A 16893-nucleotide genomic window follows, 5' to 3' on the forward strand; every position below is an offset into this window, starting at 1 on the left:
CGATTCCAGAATGCCAGTTCTGGCCACGTAATGTAGTCTTCACACGGTTCGACATTGCACGTCCGGCACGTGAGCATCAGGTTGTAGATCATTGCACCGGCCCGGAGCGCTGAGCGCCTGGTCACAAGCCTGCGCATCTCGACGATCCTGTTCAGGGCTACACAAGGATTCGTTTGCATTCTCCCATGGCGTGTCCCACGCCTGTCCGGATCAGGGTTTGACCGGCGGCCATCCAGGCTGAGACACGGCGATCCAGTACGGTTCAAGTTCATCAAGTGCGCCGCGAACATCGTTGCATATCAAGATTTCGGGCACTTTGCCGTCCAGATTTATCTCCATGACACCCCACAGTTGACAATATTGAAAGATAGGTCATTCAGCGTTTTCCCCTAGCAGGCGTCGCTTGCATTCACCGGTAAACAACTTATCATCTATAACAAATATAGATCATAAGTAAAATGCCGGACAACAGGAGACGCCTTCATGAGCACTACCCCCCAACACGACACAGCCTACGAGCGCAAGACACTCATCCTGCTCGGCCTTGGGTTCGGCCTTGTCGGTCTTGACCGATGGATCGTCGCGCCACTATTCCCTTACATGATGCACGACCTCGGGCTCAATTTTCAGCAGCTCGGCAGTCTGATTGGCATCCTGAGCGTGACATGGGGCATCTGGGCGATCGCCATGGGGCCGGTATCGGACCGCATCGGTCGCAAGAAAATGCTGGTGGTCACGATGGTCGCCTTCTCGCTCCTGTCGAGCCTGTCGGGGCTTGCCACCAGCTTCGCCAGTCTGATGCTGATCCGCGCGGTGATGGGTATTGCCGAAGGTGCATTCACGCCGGCCAGCGTCGCCGCCACCGGGGAGGCCTCGTTGCCGGCGCGCCGTGGCTTTAATCAGGGCTTGCAGCTCAGCATGTTTTCCCTCCTCGGTCTCGGTTTCGCTCCCATCCTCGCGACGCAGTTGTTGCGCGTCGTGCCGTCGTGGCACTGGGTATTCATGATTTCAGCGGTACCGGGGCTGATCGTGGCAGCGCTGATCGCACGCACGCTGCGCGACAAACCGCGCAGCGAACTGAAGACTGCGATGTCCGGTGCGACGCGACCGCGCTGGACGGCACTCTTCGCCAGTCGAAACGTATGGCTGGCCATGGCGGCGATCCTGTGTGCGATGGCCGGCATATTCGTCGTCAGCGCGATGGTGCCGACGTACCTCGTCGAAGTGCTGCATCTGGATACGCAGAGCATGGGTTTCGTCGTGTCGGCGATCGGCTTCGGCGGCTTCATCGGCTCGTTCGGCGTGGCGGGTGTTTCCGATTACATCGGACGCCGTAACGCGGCAGTCATCGCGTTCGTCGCGGCGGCGATTCTGCTGTATGTGTTCTCGCAGGCCGGCCCGAATCCGCCGCTTCTGTTCGTGTTGCTGTTCGGCATTTCGGTGTTTGCGCTCGGACTGCTCGGGCTGCTGAGCGGACCGATTGCCACGGAGGCCGCACCGTTTGGACTGGTTGCGTCGTCAGTCGGTTTTATCTCCGGTGCCGGAGAGATCTTCGGCGGCGGTCTCGCGCCTGCAATCGCGGGCTTCATTGCGCAGCACTTTGGTCTGGCATTCACGCTTGATTTCGCACTCGGTGGCCTGATCGCCGGCGCCGCCGTTTCGTTGTTCCTCGCCGAGACTGCGCCGCGCAAGCTGGAGAGCAGGGCTGCCACGCTCGGTACGTCGGGCGATCCAGTGTGACGCGCTAGCGCACCCGTTTCGGGTGCCCGGGCAAAAACGCCGGCGCGCATCCGCACATATTCAACCACCCGGATTCAGATCGGCCAGAAGGCTGGGGATCGGCTCGTCCGTATCTGCCGGGGCGAATCCGGGTCGTGTGACAGAAGTAGCAGCAAACCAACCGACGACGAAAAGTCGCAATTTATATCCAGGGTAAGGAGACAGTCGATGAAGATGAAAGCGGTTTGTGCAGCGGCCGGGATGCTGTTCGCGTGCCACGCGTTCGCCCAGAGCAGCGTGACGATCAGCGGCCTGATTGACGGTGGCGTGTCGTATGTCAGCAATCAGGGCGGCGGCAGCGTACTGAAGTTCGATGACGGGATTGCAGTGCCGAACCTGTTGAAATTTTCCGGCAAGGAGGATCTCGGCGGTGGCACGCGGGCGGTGTTCGAACTGACGAATCAGTTCGAACTCGGCAGCGGCGCGTTCATGCCGGGGCAGAGCCTGTTCAGCCGTACGGCGTTCGTAGGTCTCGATGACGATCGTTTCGGGCGTCTCACGCTCGGCAATCAGTATGATTTCATGACTGACTCGCTGTTCTTCGGCTACAACGACGCGGCTATCTATGCAGCGGGTATCTACGACTTCCGTAACGGGCCGTTCGACAAGCTTGCGCTGCCGGCCAATCCGACTGGCGCGTTCGACTGGGACCGGATGGCCGGCGAGCGGATCACCAATTCGGTCAAGTATCAGAGTGCGAGTTTCAATGGATTTTCGGCCGGCGCCATGTACGGCTTTGGCGGCGTGCCTGGTTCCATTGGCGCGGGCAACGCGTCGAGTTTCGGGCTCAATTATGTGAATGGCGCGTTCGGCGCGAATGCCGCGTACACGCTCGTAAAAACGGCGACGCCCGGTGGTCAGGACAGCGTGCGTAACTGGGGTGTCGGTACGCACTATCACCTGGGCGCGGTCACGCTGACGGGGCTCTTCACCACCGTGCGCAATAACCTGAATGGCGCCGGCATATGGCAGGTCGAGGCCGGCACCGCGTGGCAGATCAACCCCTTTTTGAGTTTGAGCGGCGCGTATTCGTATATGAAGGGTAACGCGGTGGTCGACGACAATCACGCGCACCAGCTGACGGCGATGTTGCAATATTTCTTGTCGAAACGCACAAGCGTCTATGTCGCGACCGTTTATCAGCGTGCGAATGAAGGCGCCAACGCGCAGATCAACGACGTGATGGTGGCGTCGAGTTCGGCGTCGCAGTTCATCGGCCGTATCGGCATGCAGACGCACTTCTGAGTGCCGGTCGATATGCTCGCCCCTCGCGGGTCGTTCGTGCTGGGTCCCGGCATCGCCACGATGCGGCGGCTTCGCCTGCGAAGCAAGTTTCTGTTGCTGGTGGCGCCGCTGGCGGTAGGTGCCTGCCTGTCGGTGGCTCACGCGCGTAGCGGCACGGCGTCGTTCTACCCGGTGGCTTCGGGTCTGTGCGTGGTGCTCTGGGCTTACTTCATGCTGTGCTTCCACGCGAGTCTGAGACTTTCCATCGGGGCGCTCGACGAGATGGTCAATATCCTGGCTGGGGGCGACCTGTCCAGATCGTGGCCGCTGCAAGGCTCAGACGAACTCGCTGGCATCGGCCGCAGCATGGACGCGATGATGCGTCGGTTCTCGCATCTCGTGTCCAGCATTCGCAGCGAGGCGCAACTCGTGGCGATGGCGGGTGACCAGTTGCTGGCCGGCGCGCGCGAGCTTGCCAGCCGCACGCAAGAGCAGGCGGGCAGTCTCAAGCAGACCTCGAACAGTGTGGCGGAGCTGGTCGGCGCCGTGGAGGTCAATGCGAGCGATGCGCAGCAAGCCGACGCGTTGACCGAGCGGGTTCGCCGTGCCGCGGAGAGCGGCACGGCGATTGTCGACTCGGCCGTGATTTCCATGCAGGGGCTGGAGGAGCGCTCCGGCCAGATGACCGACATGATCGGCGTGATCGACAGTATTGCTTTTCAGACCAACATCCTCGCGCTTAATGCGGCCGTGGAGGCGGCGCGCGCCGGCGAGGTCGGACGTGGCTTTGCCGTGGTGGCTGCCGAAGTGCGCATGCTGGCGCAACGCTGTGCGACGGCGGCCGCCGAGGTGAAGACGCTGATCGAAGGCTCGACGGCCGAGGTCAGCGTCAGCGTGAAGCGCATCCGCGAGGCGAGCACCGCACTGGGCATCGTGGTCGCGGACATCAGTCAGATCGCAGACAAGGCGCGGGTGATCTCCTCGTCCAGCGCCGCGCAGCTCGACGGGCTGCTGAGTATCGGGCAGTCGGTGCAGAGCCTCAATCGCATCACCCACAGTAATGCGCAGATGGTCGACAGCTCGGCCCATTCTGCCGAGCGACTACGCCAGCAGTCGCACCAGTTGTCGGCGGCGGTGATTTCAATGAAGCTACGCCAGGGGTGCGCCGACGAAGCGCGTGCGCTCGTCGAGCGGGCGGTGGCGCTGATCCGCAATGAAGGCGCGGCTGCTGCGATCAGACGCTTCCATCAACGTGACGGGGATTTTGTCGATCGCGATCTGTTCATCATCGTGCTCGATCGCCGTGGCTATTTCCGCGCCTTCGGCGCGGATCCGGGCAAAGCCGACAAGCCGGCGGTTGCAGCGCCGGGGGTGAACGTCGAGGAGTTGAACCGCAAAACCATGCAGTGCGCCGACAGTGGCGGCGGCTGGATTGAATTCCGCAGCCTGCATCCAGAGACGCGCGTTGCCGTGGACAAGATGGCGTATGTGATGCCTGCCGGACCGGATCTGATTGTGATGTGCAGCCTCAACAAGACCGACGGCGTGTCGTGGGCAGGTCCGTCGCCTGCCCCGGGTGGCAGGGCGGGTGTCGCTTCAATCCGTGAAGATCTTCCGTAATAGCGCTTTCAATTGCCTGCGTTCGGCAACGGAAAGTCGCCCTACGGCGGCATCGTCCGCGTTCACCGCCGCTTTCAGGGCGCGACCGCAGAGCTGTGCGCCTTGTGTCGTCAGTTCGACGAGCTGCGCCCGCTTGTCTTCGGGGTTGCGCTGCCGGGTGAGCAGGCCGCGCGCTTCGAGGCGGTCGAGCAGCGTGGCGAGATTGGGCGGCGCGACCACGAGCGCCTCGGCCAGCGCTTTCTGATTGATGCCGGGATTGCTTTTCACGACCGACAGCACGCTGAATTCAGCCTGCCGCAGATCGTGTTTTTCCATCCGCTCGTCGAACCGCGATTGAATGACGAGATACGCGCGGCGGAGATTGTAGCCGACGAGGCCGAGCAGTTCGGACTGGTCGGCCTGATCGCTGGCAGCGTTGTCGGGAGCAGGTTTTGACGCCATGGAAGTAGATGCTTTCGCACAAGAAAGGGCGCGCCGATCATAACACGCGGGGTTATCGAACAAGGCGCACGGGGTCACGGTGAAGACACCGGAACTTGCCACCTTAATAGTTATGTTGTATAACTAAATCCATGCTTCAACACCGACACTCAATGACCATGAACATGACGCAACCTTCTTATCAGTATCTGAATGTCCAGTTCGAGGAACCGATCGCGCTGGTGTGCCTCAACCGTCCCGCCAAGCGTAACGCGATTAGCGATGCGCTGGTGACGGAGTTACGTCACGTGTTCGAAACGATGCCGGCAACCGTTCGGGCGATCATCCTGCACGCCGAGGGCGAACACTTCTGTGCGGGGCTCGATCTGGCGGAGATGCGCGAGCGCGCCACGGTGGAGGCGATGCACCATTCGCGCATGTGGCATGCCGCGTTCGAACAGATCCAGTTCGGCCGCGCCCCGGTGGTCGCCGTGCTGAAGGGCGCGACCATCGGCGGCGGCCTCGAGCTGGCCTCCGCATGTCACGTTCGTGTTGCCGAGGAGTCGGCGTTCTATGCGTTGCCGGAAGGCAGCCGCGGCCTCTTCGTCGGCGGTGGCGCGTCGGTGCGGGTGCCGCGCCTGATCGGCGTGGCGCGCATGGCCGACATGATGCTGACCGGCCGCGTCTATGACGCGAAAGAAGGATACGACGCCGGCATCGCCCAGTACCTCGTGAAGAGCGGCGAAGGGCTTGCCAGGGCTCGCGAACTGGCCGGGCGGATCGCGCAGAATTCCCCCACGACCAACTACGCAGTGACGCAGGTGCTGCCGCGGATCGCAGACCAGTCGATTCAGGATGGTTTGCTGACCGAATCGCTGATGGCCGCGATTGCACTGAGCGATCCCCAGACCCAGGAGCGGCTGGCTGCGTTCCTCGAGCATAAGGTCGGTCGCGTGCGCCCGGCGTGAATCCGCGCTCGCGCACGGCGCAACAAGACGGCTGAACACGGCCGCTGCAAACAGGATGATGGACGGAGACAATTGATGTCAGAACATGCCTATCGACGCGTAAATTTCGGCGTCGGTCCCCTCGAAGTGACTGAAACGCCCGACGGCACGTTGCGCGTTCGCTCGACGACGCCGCTGGCGCCGTATCCGGAGCGTGTGATCGACCGGCTGTTCGCACATGCCGCGGCAGCGCCTGAGCGCACCCTGGTGGCGCGCCGCGGCCCCGACGGGCAATGGCAGCACGTCACCTACGCGCAAGCGGCGGCAGCCGCGCGCAGCATCGGGGAAGCGCTGCTCGCGCGCGGCCTGTCGGCCGAACGTCCGGTGGCGATTCTGTCCGGCAACTCGCTGCAACACGCGCTCGTGGCGCTCGGTTGCATGTGCGCCGGCGTTCCGTATGCGCCGGTTTCTCCCGCGTATTCGCTGCTCGACAAGAGCTACGGAAAACTGCGCCATATTCTGGCGATGTTGACCCCGGGGCTGGTCTTTGCCGATGATGGCGCCCGTTTCGCTCCGGCCTTGCGCGATGCGGTCGCGGCCGACATCGAAGTGGTCGTCAGCGACGCGCCGCTCGCCGGGCGCAAGACAACATCGTTAGACGAACTGCTCGCCACCGTGCCGACCGACGCCGTCGACCGGGCGCGGGCCGCGACCGGCCCCGACACGATCGTCAAGTTCCTGTGCACGTCAGGCTCGACGAAGATGCCGAAGGCGGTGATTAATACGAACCGGATGTGGTCCAGCAACCTCGTGATGGAAACCGCGGCATGGCCGTTTCTTGCCGAAGAGCCGCCGGTGTTCATCGACTGGCTACCCTGGCATCACACGTTTGGGGGCAACCAGAACTTCGGACTGACGCTGTTCCATGGCGGCTCGCTCTACATCGACGACGGCAAGCCGACAACGGACGGCATGGCGACAACGCTCGCCAACCTGCGCGAGATCTCGCCGACGGTCTATTTCAACGTGCCGAAAGGGTGGGAAGAAATTGCCCGCGCGCTTGAGCACGATGCCGGATTGCGCGAGACCTTCTACCATCGGCTGCGCATGCAGTTCTATGCCGGAGCGGCACTCGAGCAACCCGTATGGGACCGCCTTCACGCGAACGCCGTCGCGCATTGCGGCGAGCGGATCGTGATGAATACGGGCCTCGGCATGACAGAGACTGCGCCATCGGCGCTGATGATCGTCGAGACCGAGGTGATGGCGGGTCAGATTGGCGTGCCGCTGCCCGGCATGGAACTGAAACTCGTGGCCGTTGGCGACGGCAGCAGCCGCAAGCTCGAAGTGCGCTATCGCGGCCCGAATGTGACGCCGGGCTACTGGCGTGCGCCGCAACAGAGCGCCGAAGCGTTCGACGAAGACCACTTCTTCTGTTCGGGCGACGCGGTGCGCTGGCTCGATCCGGCCAATCCTGATCGTGGCTTCGTGTTCGATGGCCGGGTGGCCGAAGACTTCAAGCTGAATACCGGCACCTGGGTGAGCGTGGGTCCGCTGCGGCAACGCGTGATTGCAGCCGGAAGCCCGTATGTCGGCGACGTCGTGGTCACCGGGCACGATCGCCACGAGATCGGCGTGTTGCTGGTGCCGAACCTCGCGGCCTGCCGTCAGCTTTGCGGTGCGTTTGCCGACGTACCGGCCGCGCAGGTCTACGCGCATCCGGAGGTGGTGGCGATATTTGCCGCTCTCGTCGACGAACTGTATGCCGGGGGCACGGGCAGTGCGAGCCGGGTGGCGCGTGCTGCGCTGCTCGACCCGCCGCCGTCACTCGCGAGCGGCGAAGTCACCGATAAAGGGTCGATCAACCAGCGCGTGGTGCTTGCGCAGCGCGCCGCAACCGTCGACGCGCTCTATCGCGGCGACCCCACGCTTACCGTCTGGGTGCCGCGTTCGGTCGCGGCGGCCGGGAACAGTCATTGACGGAGAAAGGCTTGATGGATATCGATAACCTGATTGCAATCGACACACACGTTCATGCCGAGGTGTCGTGCTGCCAGCCGCCCGACCTGTTCGGCAAGGAGTTCGACGACGCGGCGGACAAATATTTCGGCACCGTGTTGCGCCAGGGGCGCCGCCCGACCATTCCCGAGACGATCGACTATTACCGGGAACGCAAGATCGGTTTCGTCATGTTTACCGTCGACGCCGAAAGCCAGATGGGCCGCCGCCGGATTCCGAATGAAGAGATCGCTGAGTTTGCTGCGAACAATAGCGACATCATGATCGCGTTTGCGAGCATCGATCCGCATAAGGGCAAGATGGGCGCGCGCGAGGCCCGGCGGCTGATCGAGGAATGCGGCGTGCGCGGTTTCAAGTTTCATCCGACCGTGCAGGGTTTCTATGCGAACGACCGGATGGCTTATCCGTTGTACGAAGTGATTGCCGAGTACGGGCTGCCTGCGATATTCCACAGCGGTCACTCCGGCATCGGCAGCGGCATGCCCGGCGGCGGCGGACTGCGGCTCAAGTACTCGGAGCCGATCCACCTGGACGACGTCGCAGCCGACTTCCCCGACATGAAGGTGGTGATCGCGCATCCATCGTGGCCGTGGCAGGACGAGGCGCTGTCGATCTGCCTGCACAAGCCGAACGTCTACATCGACCTGTCCGGCTGGTCGCCGAAGTATTTCCCGCCGCAACTGGTGCAGTACGCGAACTCGCTGTTGAAGGAGCGGATGCTGTTCGCTTCCGACTTCCCGCTGATTCACCCGGACCGCTGGCTCGACGATTTCCAGAAGGCCGGCTTCAAACCGGAAGTGCATCACCTGCTGCTCAAGGATAACGCGGTGCGCCTGCTCGGTCTCGGCGCGAAACCTGAACCGGCACAGGCCGGCTGAACTTTTAAAGGAACTCAGGACATGCAGGCAGAAGGACAGGCGGCACTCGTCACGGGTGCCGCATCGGGGCTCGGCGCGCAAACGGCGCGTGCCCTGGTTGCAGCCGGCGCACGGGTCGCGCTGCTGGATGTGAATGAAGCAGCGGCGCAGGCGCTGGCTGAAGAACTGGGCCACGCGCATGCGTTCGCCCAGCGTTGCGACATCACGGATACGGCTTCGGTCGAAGCGGCCCTCGACGCAGCCGAACGGGCGCACGGCGTGGCACGGATTCTGGTCAACTGCGCGGGGATCGGCGGGGCGAAGCGGCTCGTCGGACGCGACGGCGCGCCGATGCCGCAGGAGGACTTCGCACGCGTCATCAACGTGAATCTGCTTGGCACATTCAATGTCATCCGTATTGCAGCGGCACGCATGACGGGTACCGAACCGCTTGCGGATGGCGAACGCGGCGTGATTGTTTGCACGGCGTCGGTGGCCGCCTACGACGGGCAGGTGGGGCAGGCGGCCTACGCAGCGTCCAAGGGCGGGCTCGTCTCGCTCACGTTGCCGCTCGCACGCGATCTTGCCCAGTACGGCGTACGCGTGATGACGATCGCGCCGGGACTGTTTCTCACGCCCTTGCTCCATGCACTGCCGGAAGAGGTTCAACAGTCGCTTGCCGCTTCGATCCCGTTCCCGAAGCGGCTCGGCAAGCCCGAGGAGTTTGCGGGTCTGGCGCTGCATATCGTGCACAACGTGGCTTTGAACGGTGAAGTGATCCGGCTTGACGGCGCATTGCGGATGGCCCCGCGGTAAGTGGCGCCCTCAAGCGGCGTCCATAAGGAACATCGGACGGTTCGGCGCGGGCCGTCGCGTCAGTTGAAATGAACGCGCACTTTCGCTACTCACTACTTCAACTGCTCAGGATCGATCATGCTGGATAAACAACTCGAAGCCATCGTTACACAGGCGCGCGCGGCCGGTGTGCCCGATCTGTGCGACCTGCCGGTCGTCGCTTCTCGCGGCTTGTACCGGCAAATCCTCGCGGCCGCTGACGTCGCGCCTGCTGACGTCGACGTGTCCGATCGCACAATCGAAGGCCCGGGCGGACCGCTTGATTTGCGCGTCTACACGCCGCGCGGTGAGGTGCCTCACGGTATCGTCGTCTACTACCACGGCGGGGGCTACGTACTCGGCGATCTGGATGGTTATGACAACGTGTGTCGTCAACTGGGCGAAGACGCTGGCGCGGTGGTCGTGTCGGTCGACTACCGCCTGGCACCCGAGCATCCATTTCCGGCCGCGGTCGACGATGCGTGGGCCGCGTTCGAATGGGTGGCGGCGCATGCGGGCGAGCTGTGCGGCGAGGATGCCCGCCTCGCGGTGGCAGGCGATAGCGCGGGCGCCTCGCTTGCAACGGTAACGAGCCTGCTGGCGCGAGATCGCAATGGTCCCTCGATTGCATTCCAGGCATTGATGTATCCGCCGGCAGCGGCCGGCGTCCATGGCGACTATCCGTCGCGCACCCGGCATGCCGGGGGACCGACACTGACCCTGCGCTCGATCGGGTATTTCAATCGCCACTATTTGGGCGAGGGCGTAGTGCCTTCGGACTTCCGCGCAGCGCCGCTGCTGGCTACCGATCTCTCCGGCTTACCCCCGGCGCTGCTTCAGATCGCCGGGTTCGACGCGTTGCGCGACGAAGCCCTGGCCTACGGCGAGTGCCTGCTTGCGGCCGGCAATGCGGTGATGGTGATCGAATATCATGGGCTCGCGCACGCCTTCATCAGCATGGGCGGCGGCGTCACGGCGGCTCGCCTCGCGCAACAGCAGATCGGGCAGGCGTTGCGCAGCGCGCTGCGTTAAGTGCCAGGCGCCGCGTCGTAGACGCGGCGTGATTTCATATGAGGGCGCCGGGTTAGCTGACCGGCGCCCTCACTTGCCTGTCGCTTAAGCTTCCATCCGCACGACCGGTTTGATCGTGCGTCCTTCGAGTGAATCGGCGATCGCCGTATTGATCTCGTCAAGCGGATAGAACTTCACCATCCGGTCGAACGGAAAGCGCCCTTGCCGGTGCAGTTCGATCAGCGCCGGGATGAAGGTGTCCGGATCCGATTCGCCTTCGACGATCCCCATCAACCGGCGCCCGCCGCTCATGAAATGCACCTCGTCGAGGACGATCTCGGTACCGGGCGCCGACGCCCCGAGTACGCCACAGGTGCCCCGTGGCGCGAGACTGCCGGCCGCCTGGCGGATCACTTTCGCGAGACCGGTCGTGTCGAGTGCGTAGTCGATCCCGTAGCCTGTCAACGCAACCAGCGAGGCGACCACGTCGTCGCGCGACGGGTTCAGCGTATGTGTTGCACCGACACTGCGCGCGAAGTCGAGCCGCTCGTCATGCAGGTCGATCGCCACGATCGTCGTGGCGCCCGCGACGCGCGCGGCCATCACCGCCGAAAGCCCGACCGAGCCGGCGCCGAACACCGCGAACGATGCGCCGGCAGGCACGCGCAGGGCGTTCATGACGGCGCCAGCGCCGGTCTGCACGCCGCACGCGAGCGGGCCGAGCAGTTCGAGCGGTGCATCGCCCGGTACCTTCACGACATTGCGTTCGTGACACAGCGCATGCGTCGCAAACGACGACTGGCCGAAGAAGTTGCCGTGAATCCGCGTACCTTCCTTCGACAGCGCGCTACTGCCGTCTGGGCGCGTGCCGAAGAAGTTACGCGGAAAGAATGCGTGGCAATAGCTCTGCGCATGCGCCGCGCACGACGGACACTCGCCGCATGAGTCGTAGGTCATGACCACGGCGTCGCCTGCTGCAACTTTGGTCACGTTGCGTCCCACCCGCTCGACGATACCCGCGCCCTCGTGGCCGAGTACCACCGGATGCGGTGTCGGCAACAGGCCGTCGCGCACCACGACGTCGGTGTGGCAAACGCCGGTCGCCACCACGCGCACGAGAATTTCGTCATCGCGCGGGTCTTCGAGGTCCAGTGTTTCGAGCGTGAGCGGTCCGCCTTTGTCCCGCACCACGGCTGCCTTGATTTTCATCGTTTGTCTCCTTGTTCTGACCGGTCGTTAAAACGGTGTAGGGGCGGCCGCGCCCTTCACCGTCACCCATTGCCATTGCGTATATTCGTCGAGGTCGGATGGTCCGCCCACGTTGCAGCCGTTGCCCGACTGGCCGCGTCCGCCGAACGGGTTGACGCATTCGTCCGCCACGGTCTGGTCGTTGATATGCAGCAGGCCGCACTTCAGCCGCTCGCCGATTGCCGTCGCGCGCCCAACCGAGGCACCGATCACCGCGCACGACAGGCCGTAATCGGTGCGGTTCGCGAGGGCGACGGCTTCGTCGTCGGTATCGAACGGCGTCACGGCCGCCACAGGCCCGAAGATTTCCTCGTCGAACGCGCACATGCCGGGTTGAACGTTCGACAGCACCGTCGGTTTGTAGAACAGCCGCTCATAGGTGCCGCCCGCTTCAAGCACCGCGCCTGCCTCAACGGAGGCGCGCACGATCGCGTCGACGTGCTGCAGTTGCCGCGCGTTGATGAGCGGTCCGAGCGCGACGGTGCCGCTTGCGGGGTTGCCGACCGGCAGGTGCGTGGCCTTCTCGACGAGCCGCCGTGTCAGTTCCGCCACGATCTTGCGATGCGCGACGATACGCCCGGTCGCCATGCAGATCTGGCCTTGATGGAAAAACGCGCCGAACGCGGCATTGCTGGCGGCGACATCGAGGTCGGCGTCGTCGAGCACGATCAGCGTGTTCTTGCCGCCGAGTTCGAGCGAGACTTTCTTCAGATGGTGTCCTGCAAGCTCGCCGACCTTGCGTCCCGCGGTCGTCGAGCCGGTGAAGGCGATCATCCCGACTTCGCGCGCTTCCACGAGTGCCGCGCCGGCGTCGGCGTCGCCGGGCAGTACCTGCAGCAGGCCCGCAGGCAGGCCGGCTTCCTCGAACGCGCGGGCAATCAGAAAACCGCCGGAGATGGGTGTCTGCGCATCGGGCTTCAGCACGACGGCGTTGCCGGTCGCAAGCGCAGGGGCAACGGAGCGCATTGACAGGATCAACGGAAAGTTGAACGGTGAGATCACCCCGACCACGCCGTGCGGAACACGCCGCGCGTAGCTTAGACGGCCGGCGGTCGTGGGCAGTACGAGTCCCTGAGGCTGCAGCGGCAAACCTGCTGCGAGGTGGAGGAGCGTCGCCGCTTCGGCGACTTCGTGGTGTGCCTTCGCAAGGATGCCGCCGGTTTCGCGTGCAATGTAATGCGCGAGCGCATCGGCGTCGCGTTCGAATGCGGCGGCGGCGCGGCGAAACACGGCTGCCCGTTCGCGCGGCGCAAGCGCGGCCCATGCCGGCTGCGCCGCTGCGGCGTGCGCGCAGGCGCGTGCGACATCCGCGGGGCGCGCGAGACCGACCTGCGCGAGGCGTTCTCCTGTCGCGGGTTCGATGACGTCGCGCGTTTCGCTAGCCGGGTACCAGGTGCCGTCCGCACCGCCGAACAGACGGCCGCTCCAGAGGGCGTGATCGATGAGCCGGTTCGGCTGGGTGTCTGCCATGGTGTTTGTCTCCTTGGTTTGAATAGATGAGTGCGCTCGTATCAGGTTCACGCGCACGCAACGTTCCTTGCAATAGCCGTGCCATTACCGTCGCGCATGCCGTTCCGGTGCCGTGTCCTGGCACCGGAACGGCAGTGGGACGGGCTGGGCCATGGCGGCACCTTGCATCGAAGCGGCACTTGAGTGGCACCTCGCGGGTGGGGCGGGACATCCTCAGCTTGCGCAAATGATAAAAGTTATATCAAATAACAAATATAAAAATTGATTATTTCATCAAATAACTATCTGGCGAAGCCTGGTCTTTACAACTTGACGCAAACAGGAAACGGAAGGAGACGCGATGTTCGATTCAGCCACACGACGGCCCACCGATGCCATCCGAGTCTCGCTTGCCGATGCGGTGCGCCTGTCCGGTGCGCTGATGAAGCCCGGCGACAGCGCGCATCTCGATGCGGGTGCGGCGCCGACGCTCGGCGACCTGGCCGAATGCCTGTTCTTCTCTCCCGGCGATGGCCGGATCTGGCTCAATGACCAGCGGATGCTGTTGCTGCACAGCGCGACGTTCGGTTCGCTGCGGCGCGAGTTGATCGAGTGCGTCGGAACCGACTCTGCACGCCGCCTGCTGACGCGCGCGGGCTATGCGTCCGGGGCGCGCGATGCGGTGCTGGTGCGGCAGCGCTGGCCCGAGGCTGATGGCGCATCGCTGCTTGTCGCGGGTACGCGCCTTCACGCGCTCGAAGGCGTGGTGAAGGTCGAGTCGCTGCATTTCGCGTTCGACGCTGCGAGCGGACACTACGACGGCGAATTTCTCTGGCATCACGCGTCGGAAGCGGACGAGCATATTGCGGCCTGTGGAGTCGGTCACGAGCCGGCCTGCTGGATGGAACTCGGTTACGCGATGGGCTATGTGACCGGGCTGACGGGAACGCTGGTGGTTTTTCGCGAGGTCGAATGCCGGGCGATGGGCAGCGCGCGGTGTCGTGTCATTGGGCGCGACGCGCCACGCTGGGACGACGTCGCGGACGATCTTCGCTATCTCGACACACCTGTCGTGGCCGGAGGCGAGGGGGCGCATGTCGACGCAACCGCTTATGAACCCGGTCACGCAGCAAGGGACCGGCAGAAGCGCCGCTCGATCGTGCGGCCCGCATCGATGGCAGATGACGGTCTGGTCGGGCAGGCAGCTGCGTTTGTCGCGGCGCGCGACGCGATGACGCGCGTGGCCCCAACCGGCACGGCAGTGCTGCTGACCGGCGAGTCGGGCGTGGGCAAGGAATTGTTCGCGGCGACACTGCACCGTCGCAGCCTTCGTGCGGCGGGTCCGTTCGTCGCGGTCAACTGCGCGGCGCTGCCGGACACGCTCGTCGAAGCTGAGCTGTTTGGCGTCGAGCGCGGCGCGTTCACGGGGGCGATGCAGTCGCGCGCGGGGCGCTTCGAGCGCGCGGCGGGCGGCACACTGTTTCTCGATGAGATCGGCAGTCTGCCTTATGCCGCCCAGGGAAAACTGCTGCGCGTGCTGCAGGAGCGCGAAGTCGAGCGGGTCGGCGGTTTGCGCACACTGCGGGTCGATGTCCGCGTGATCGCCGCGACCAATGTCGAGTTGCGCGAAGAGGTGAAACGCGGCCGGTTTCGCGAAGATCTGTTTTACCGGCTCAATGTGTTCCCGATCGTGATTCCGCCGTTGCGGGAACGCCGCGACGACATCGCGTTGCTGATCGACGGTTTTTTGCTGCAGTTTTGCCGGGAGCACGGCCGCACGACCCCGGGCCTCACGCCACGTGCCCGGCGCACGCTGCTGAATTACGCGTTTCCCGGGAATATTCGCGAGCTGCGCAACATGGTCGAGCGCGGCGTGATTGCCGTCGACGATGGCGAGCCGATTGACCTGGCCCATCTGTTCCGTCATGAGCCCATGCCCGCGGCCGAACTGTATTCGGTCGATGGCGGCATCCTGCGGGCAGAATGCGCCGACGTGTCCCAGGCGCAGGGGGAATTGACGGCAGGTGCCACGGCGAGACCCCGTGCCGAAGTGCCTGTATCGATCGACGCGGTCGAGGCGCAGCTGCTTGCCGATGCGCTCGCTCGTGCGGGCGGCAACGTCTCGGCCGCCGCGCGGCTTGTCGGTCTGACGCGCGCGCAGTTCGCTTACCGCATGACGAAGCGGACAGGCAAAAGCCGAGCTTGCTGACGTATCGCCTCGCGGTGCGCGTCACATCCGTGTTTACCCGCGAACCGTGATGAAAGATTAGACGCCTCGCCTAGTTTGTATACAATAAGTATCCAGAATGATCCGGCGACATACTGTGCTTTTGGCTTGTTTTAAATTTTATGGCTTTAAAAAGGCCATATATACACAGTGGCGACGGCGGGCCCTAAGTAAATTCTACGAAGAATGTATACATAAGGTGGAGACATGTTCCTGAAGAACACCTGGTATGTGGCGTGCACGCCCGATGAAATTGCCGGCCGGCCACTCGGCCGCCGGATCTGCAACGAAAGCATGGTGTTGTTTCTCGGTCCTGACGGCACGGTCGCCGCGCTTGAAGACTTCTGTCCACACCGCGGTGCGCCGCTTTCACTGGGTTTCATGCGCGACGGCCAGCTGGTCTGCGGCTATCACGGCCTGGCGATGGGGAGCGAGGGCAAATGTGCCGGCATGCCCGGGCAACGGGTCGGCGGGTTTCCATCGATTCGTCGTTTCCCTGCGGTCGAACGTTACGGCTTCATCTGGGTATGGCCCGGTGATGCGGCGCTGGCCGATCCGGCAAAAATCCATCATCTCGAATGGGCAGAGAACCCGGAGTGGGCGCACGGCGGTGGCCTGTATCACATCGCCTGCGACTACCGTTTGATGATCGATAACCTGATGGACCTCACGCACGAGACCTACGTGCACGCATCAAGCATTGGTCAGGCGGAAATCGAGGAGTCCGCGCCGGAGACAAAGATCGAAGGTGATACGGTCGTCACGCGCCGTTTCATGGAGAACATCATGCCGCCACCGTTCTGGGCCGCCGCGCTGCGCGGCAACGGACTTGCGGACAATGTGCCTTGCGACCGCTGGCAGATTTGCCGCTTCACGCCACCGAGCCATGTGATGATCGAGGTGGGCGTGGCCCATGCCGGCAAGGGCGGTTATCACGCAGACGCGCAGCACAAGGCGTCGAGCATCGTCGTCGACTTCATCACACCGGAGACAGATACGTCGATCTGGTATTTCTGGGGCATGGCGCGCAATTTCAATCCGCAAGATACCAGGCTAACCGAAACGATCCGCGAAGGGCAGGGGAAAATATTCGGGGAAGACCTCGAGATGCTAGAGGCGCAGCAGCGCAACCTGCTGGCGCATCCCGAGCGCAATCTGCTCAAGTTGAACATCGATGCGGGCGGTGTGCAGTCACGCCGGATCATCGAGCGGCTCATCGCGGCTGAGCGTCAGACCGTCGCGGCTGTCTCCTGAGGTC

General features: G+C 63.7%; 13 protein-coding genes. 10 read left to right on the plus strand and 3 right to left on the minus strand.

Features of this window, described 5'->3' with window-relative positions:
• The first annotated feature begins 483 nt into the window (after positions 1-483).
• The 3 genes from LPA34_RS11155 to LPA34_RS11165 all read left to right on the plus strand — a co-directional run bounded on the left by LPA34_RS11155 (position 484) and on the right by LPA34_RS11165 (position 4623).
• Entirely contained in the window at positions 484-1740 is a 1257-nt protein-coding gene (locus LPA34_RS11155; RefSeq protein WP_228978001.1) for an MFS transporter, read from the plus strand.
• A 207-nt stretch (positions 1741-1947) separates the two neighbouring features.
• Positions 1948-3024: a porin gene (locus LPA34_RS11160; RefSeq protein WP_228978003.1), complete on the plus strand. Its 1077-nt coding sequence runs from the start codon at positions 1948-1950 to the stop codon at positions 3022-3024.
• A gap of 12 nt (positions 3025-3036) precedes the next feature.
• The gene (locus LPA34_RS11165) at positions 3037-4623 is read left to right on the plus strand and encodes a methyl-accepting chemotaxis protein (RefSeq protein WP_228978004.1); all 1587 of its coding nucleotides are present in this window, start codon (positions 3037-3039) and stop codon (positions 4621-4623) included.
• On the opposite strand, the gene LPA34_RS11170 is transcribed toward LPA34_RS11165, so the two are convergent.
• A complete protein-coding gene (locus LPA34_RS11170) occupies positions 4600-5064 on the minus strand; it encodes a MarR family winged helix-turn-helix transcriptional regulator (RefSeq protein WP_411178935.1) in 465 nt (154 codons plus the stop codon). The two genes, LPA34_RS11165 and LPA34_RS11170, sit on opposite strands and share 24 nt — an antisense overlap.
• A 164-nt stretch (positions 5065-5228) precedes the next feature.
• Here LPA34_RS11170 and LPA34_RS11175 point away from each other — a divergent pair, with 164 nt between their 5' ends.
• The 5 genes from LPA34_RS11175 (at position 5229) to LPA34_RS11195 (ending at position 10732) form a co-directional block, all read left to right on the plus strand.
• A complete protein-coding gene (locus LPA34_RS11175) occupies positions 5229-6011 on the plus strand; it encodes a crotonase/enoyl-CoA hydratase family protein (RefSeq protein WP_228978007.1) in 783 nt (260 codons plus the stop codon).
• A 75-nt stretch (positions 6012-6086) separates the two neighbouring features.
• Complete coding sequence (locus tag LPA34_RS11180) at positions 6087-7970, plus strand: feruloyl-CoA synthase (protein WP_228978009.1); 1884 nt, start codon at positions 6087-6089, stop codon at positions 7968-7970.
• A gap of 14 nt (positions 7971-7984) precedes the next feature.
• Positions 7985-8887: an amidohydrolase family protein gene (locus tag LPA34_RS11185; RefSeq protein ID WP_228978011.1), complete on the plus strand. Its 903-nt coding sequence runs from the start codon at positions 7985-7987 to the stop codon at positions 8885-8887.
• 21 nt (positions 8888-8908) lie between these two features.
• On the plus strand, positions 8909-9682 hold the full coding sequence (locus tag LPA34_RS11190; protein WP_228978012.1) for an SDR family NAD(P)-dependent oxidoreductase: 774 nt from the start codon (positions 8909-8911) through the stop codon (positions 9680-9682).
• A gap of 117 nt (positions 9683-9799) precedes the next feature.
• On the plus strand, positions 9800-10732 hold the full coding sequence (locus LPA34_RS11195) for an alpha/beta hydrolase (RefSeq protein WP_228978014.1): 933 nt from the start codon (positions 9800-9802) through the stop codon (positions 10730-10732).
• Positions 10733-10816: 84 nt separating this feature from the next.
• Here the strand turns inward: LPA34_RS11195 and LPA34_RS11200 are convergent, their stop codons facing one another.
• Together LPA34_RS11200 and LPA34_RS11205 are read right to left on the minus strand one after the other, a co-directional pair.
• The gene (locus tag LPA34_RS11200) at positions 10817-11920 is read right to left on the minus strand and encodes an NAD(P)-dependent alcohol dehydrogenase (protein ID WP_228978015.1); all 1104 of its coding nucleotides are present in this window, start codon (positions 11918-11920) and stop codon (positions 10817-10819) included.
• Positions 11921-11947: 27 nt separating this feature from the next.
• On the minus strand, positions 11948-13429 hold the full coding sequence (locus tag LPA34_RS11205) for a benzaldehyde dehydrogenase (protein WP_228978018.1): 1482 nt from the start codon (positions 13427-13429) through the stop codon (positions 11948-11950).
• A 340-nt stretch (positions 13430-13769) separates the two neighbouring features.
• Between LPA34_RS11205 and LPA34_RS11210 the strand changes: the two genes are divergently transcribed.
• Positions 13770-15617: a sigma-54-dependent Fis family transcriptional regulator gene (locus LPA34_RS11210; RefSeq protein WP_228978020.1), complete on the plus strand. Its 1848-nt coding sequence runs from the start codon at positions 13770-13772 to the stop codon at positions 15615-15617.
• A gap of 225 nt (positions 15618-15842) precedes the next feature.
• Positions 15843-16889 carry an aromatic ring-hydroxylating oxygenase subunit alpha gene (locus LPA34_RS11215; RefSeq protein WP_228978022.1) on the plus strand — a complete coding sequence of 349 codons (1047 nt, stop codon included), beginning with the start codon at positions 15843-15845 and terminating at the stop codon, positions 16887-16889.
• The last annotated feature ends 4 nt before the right edge of the window (positions 16890-16893 follow it).

This window comes from Paraburkholderia gardini, assembly GCF_907164575.1.
Taxonomy (GTDB): Bacteria; Pseudomonadota; Gammaproteobacteria; order Burkholderiales; family Burkholderiaceae; genus Paraburkholderia; species Paraburkholderia gardini.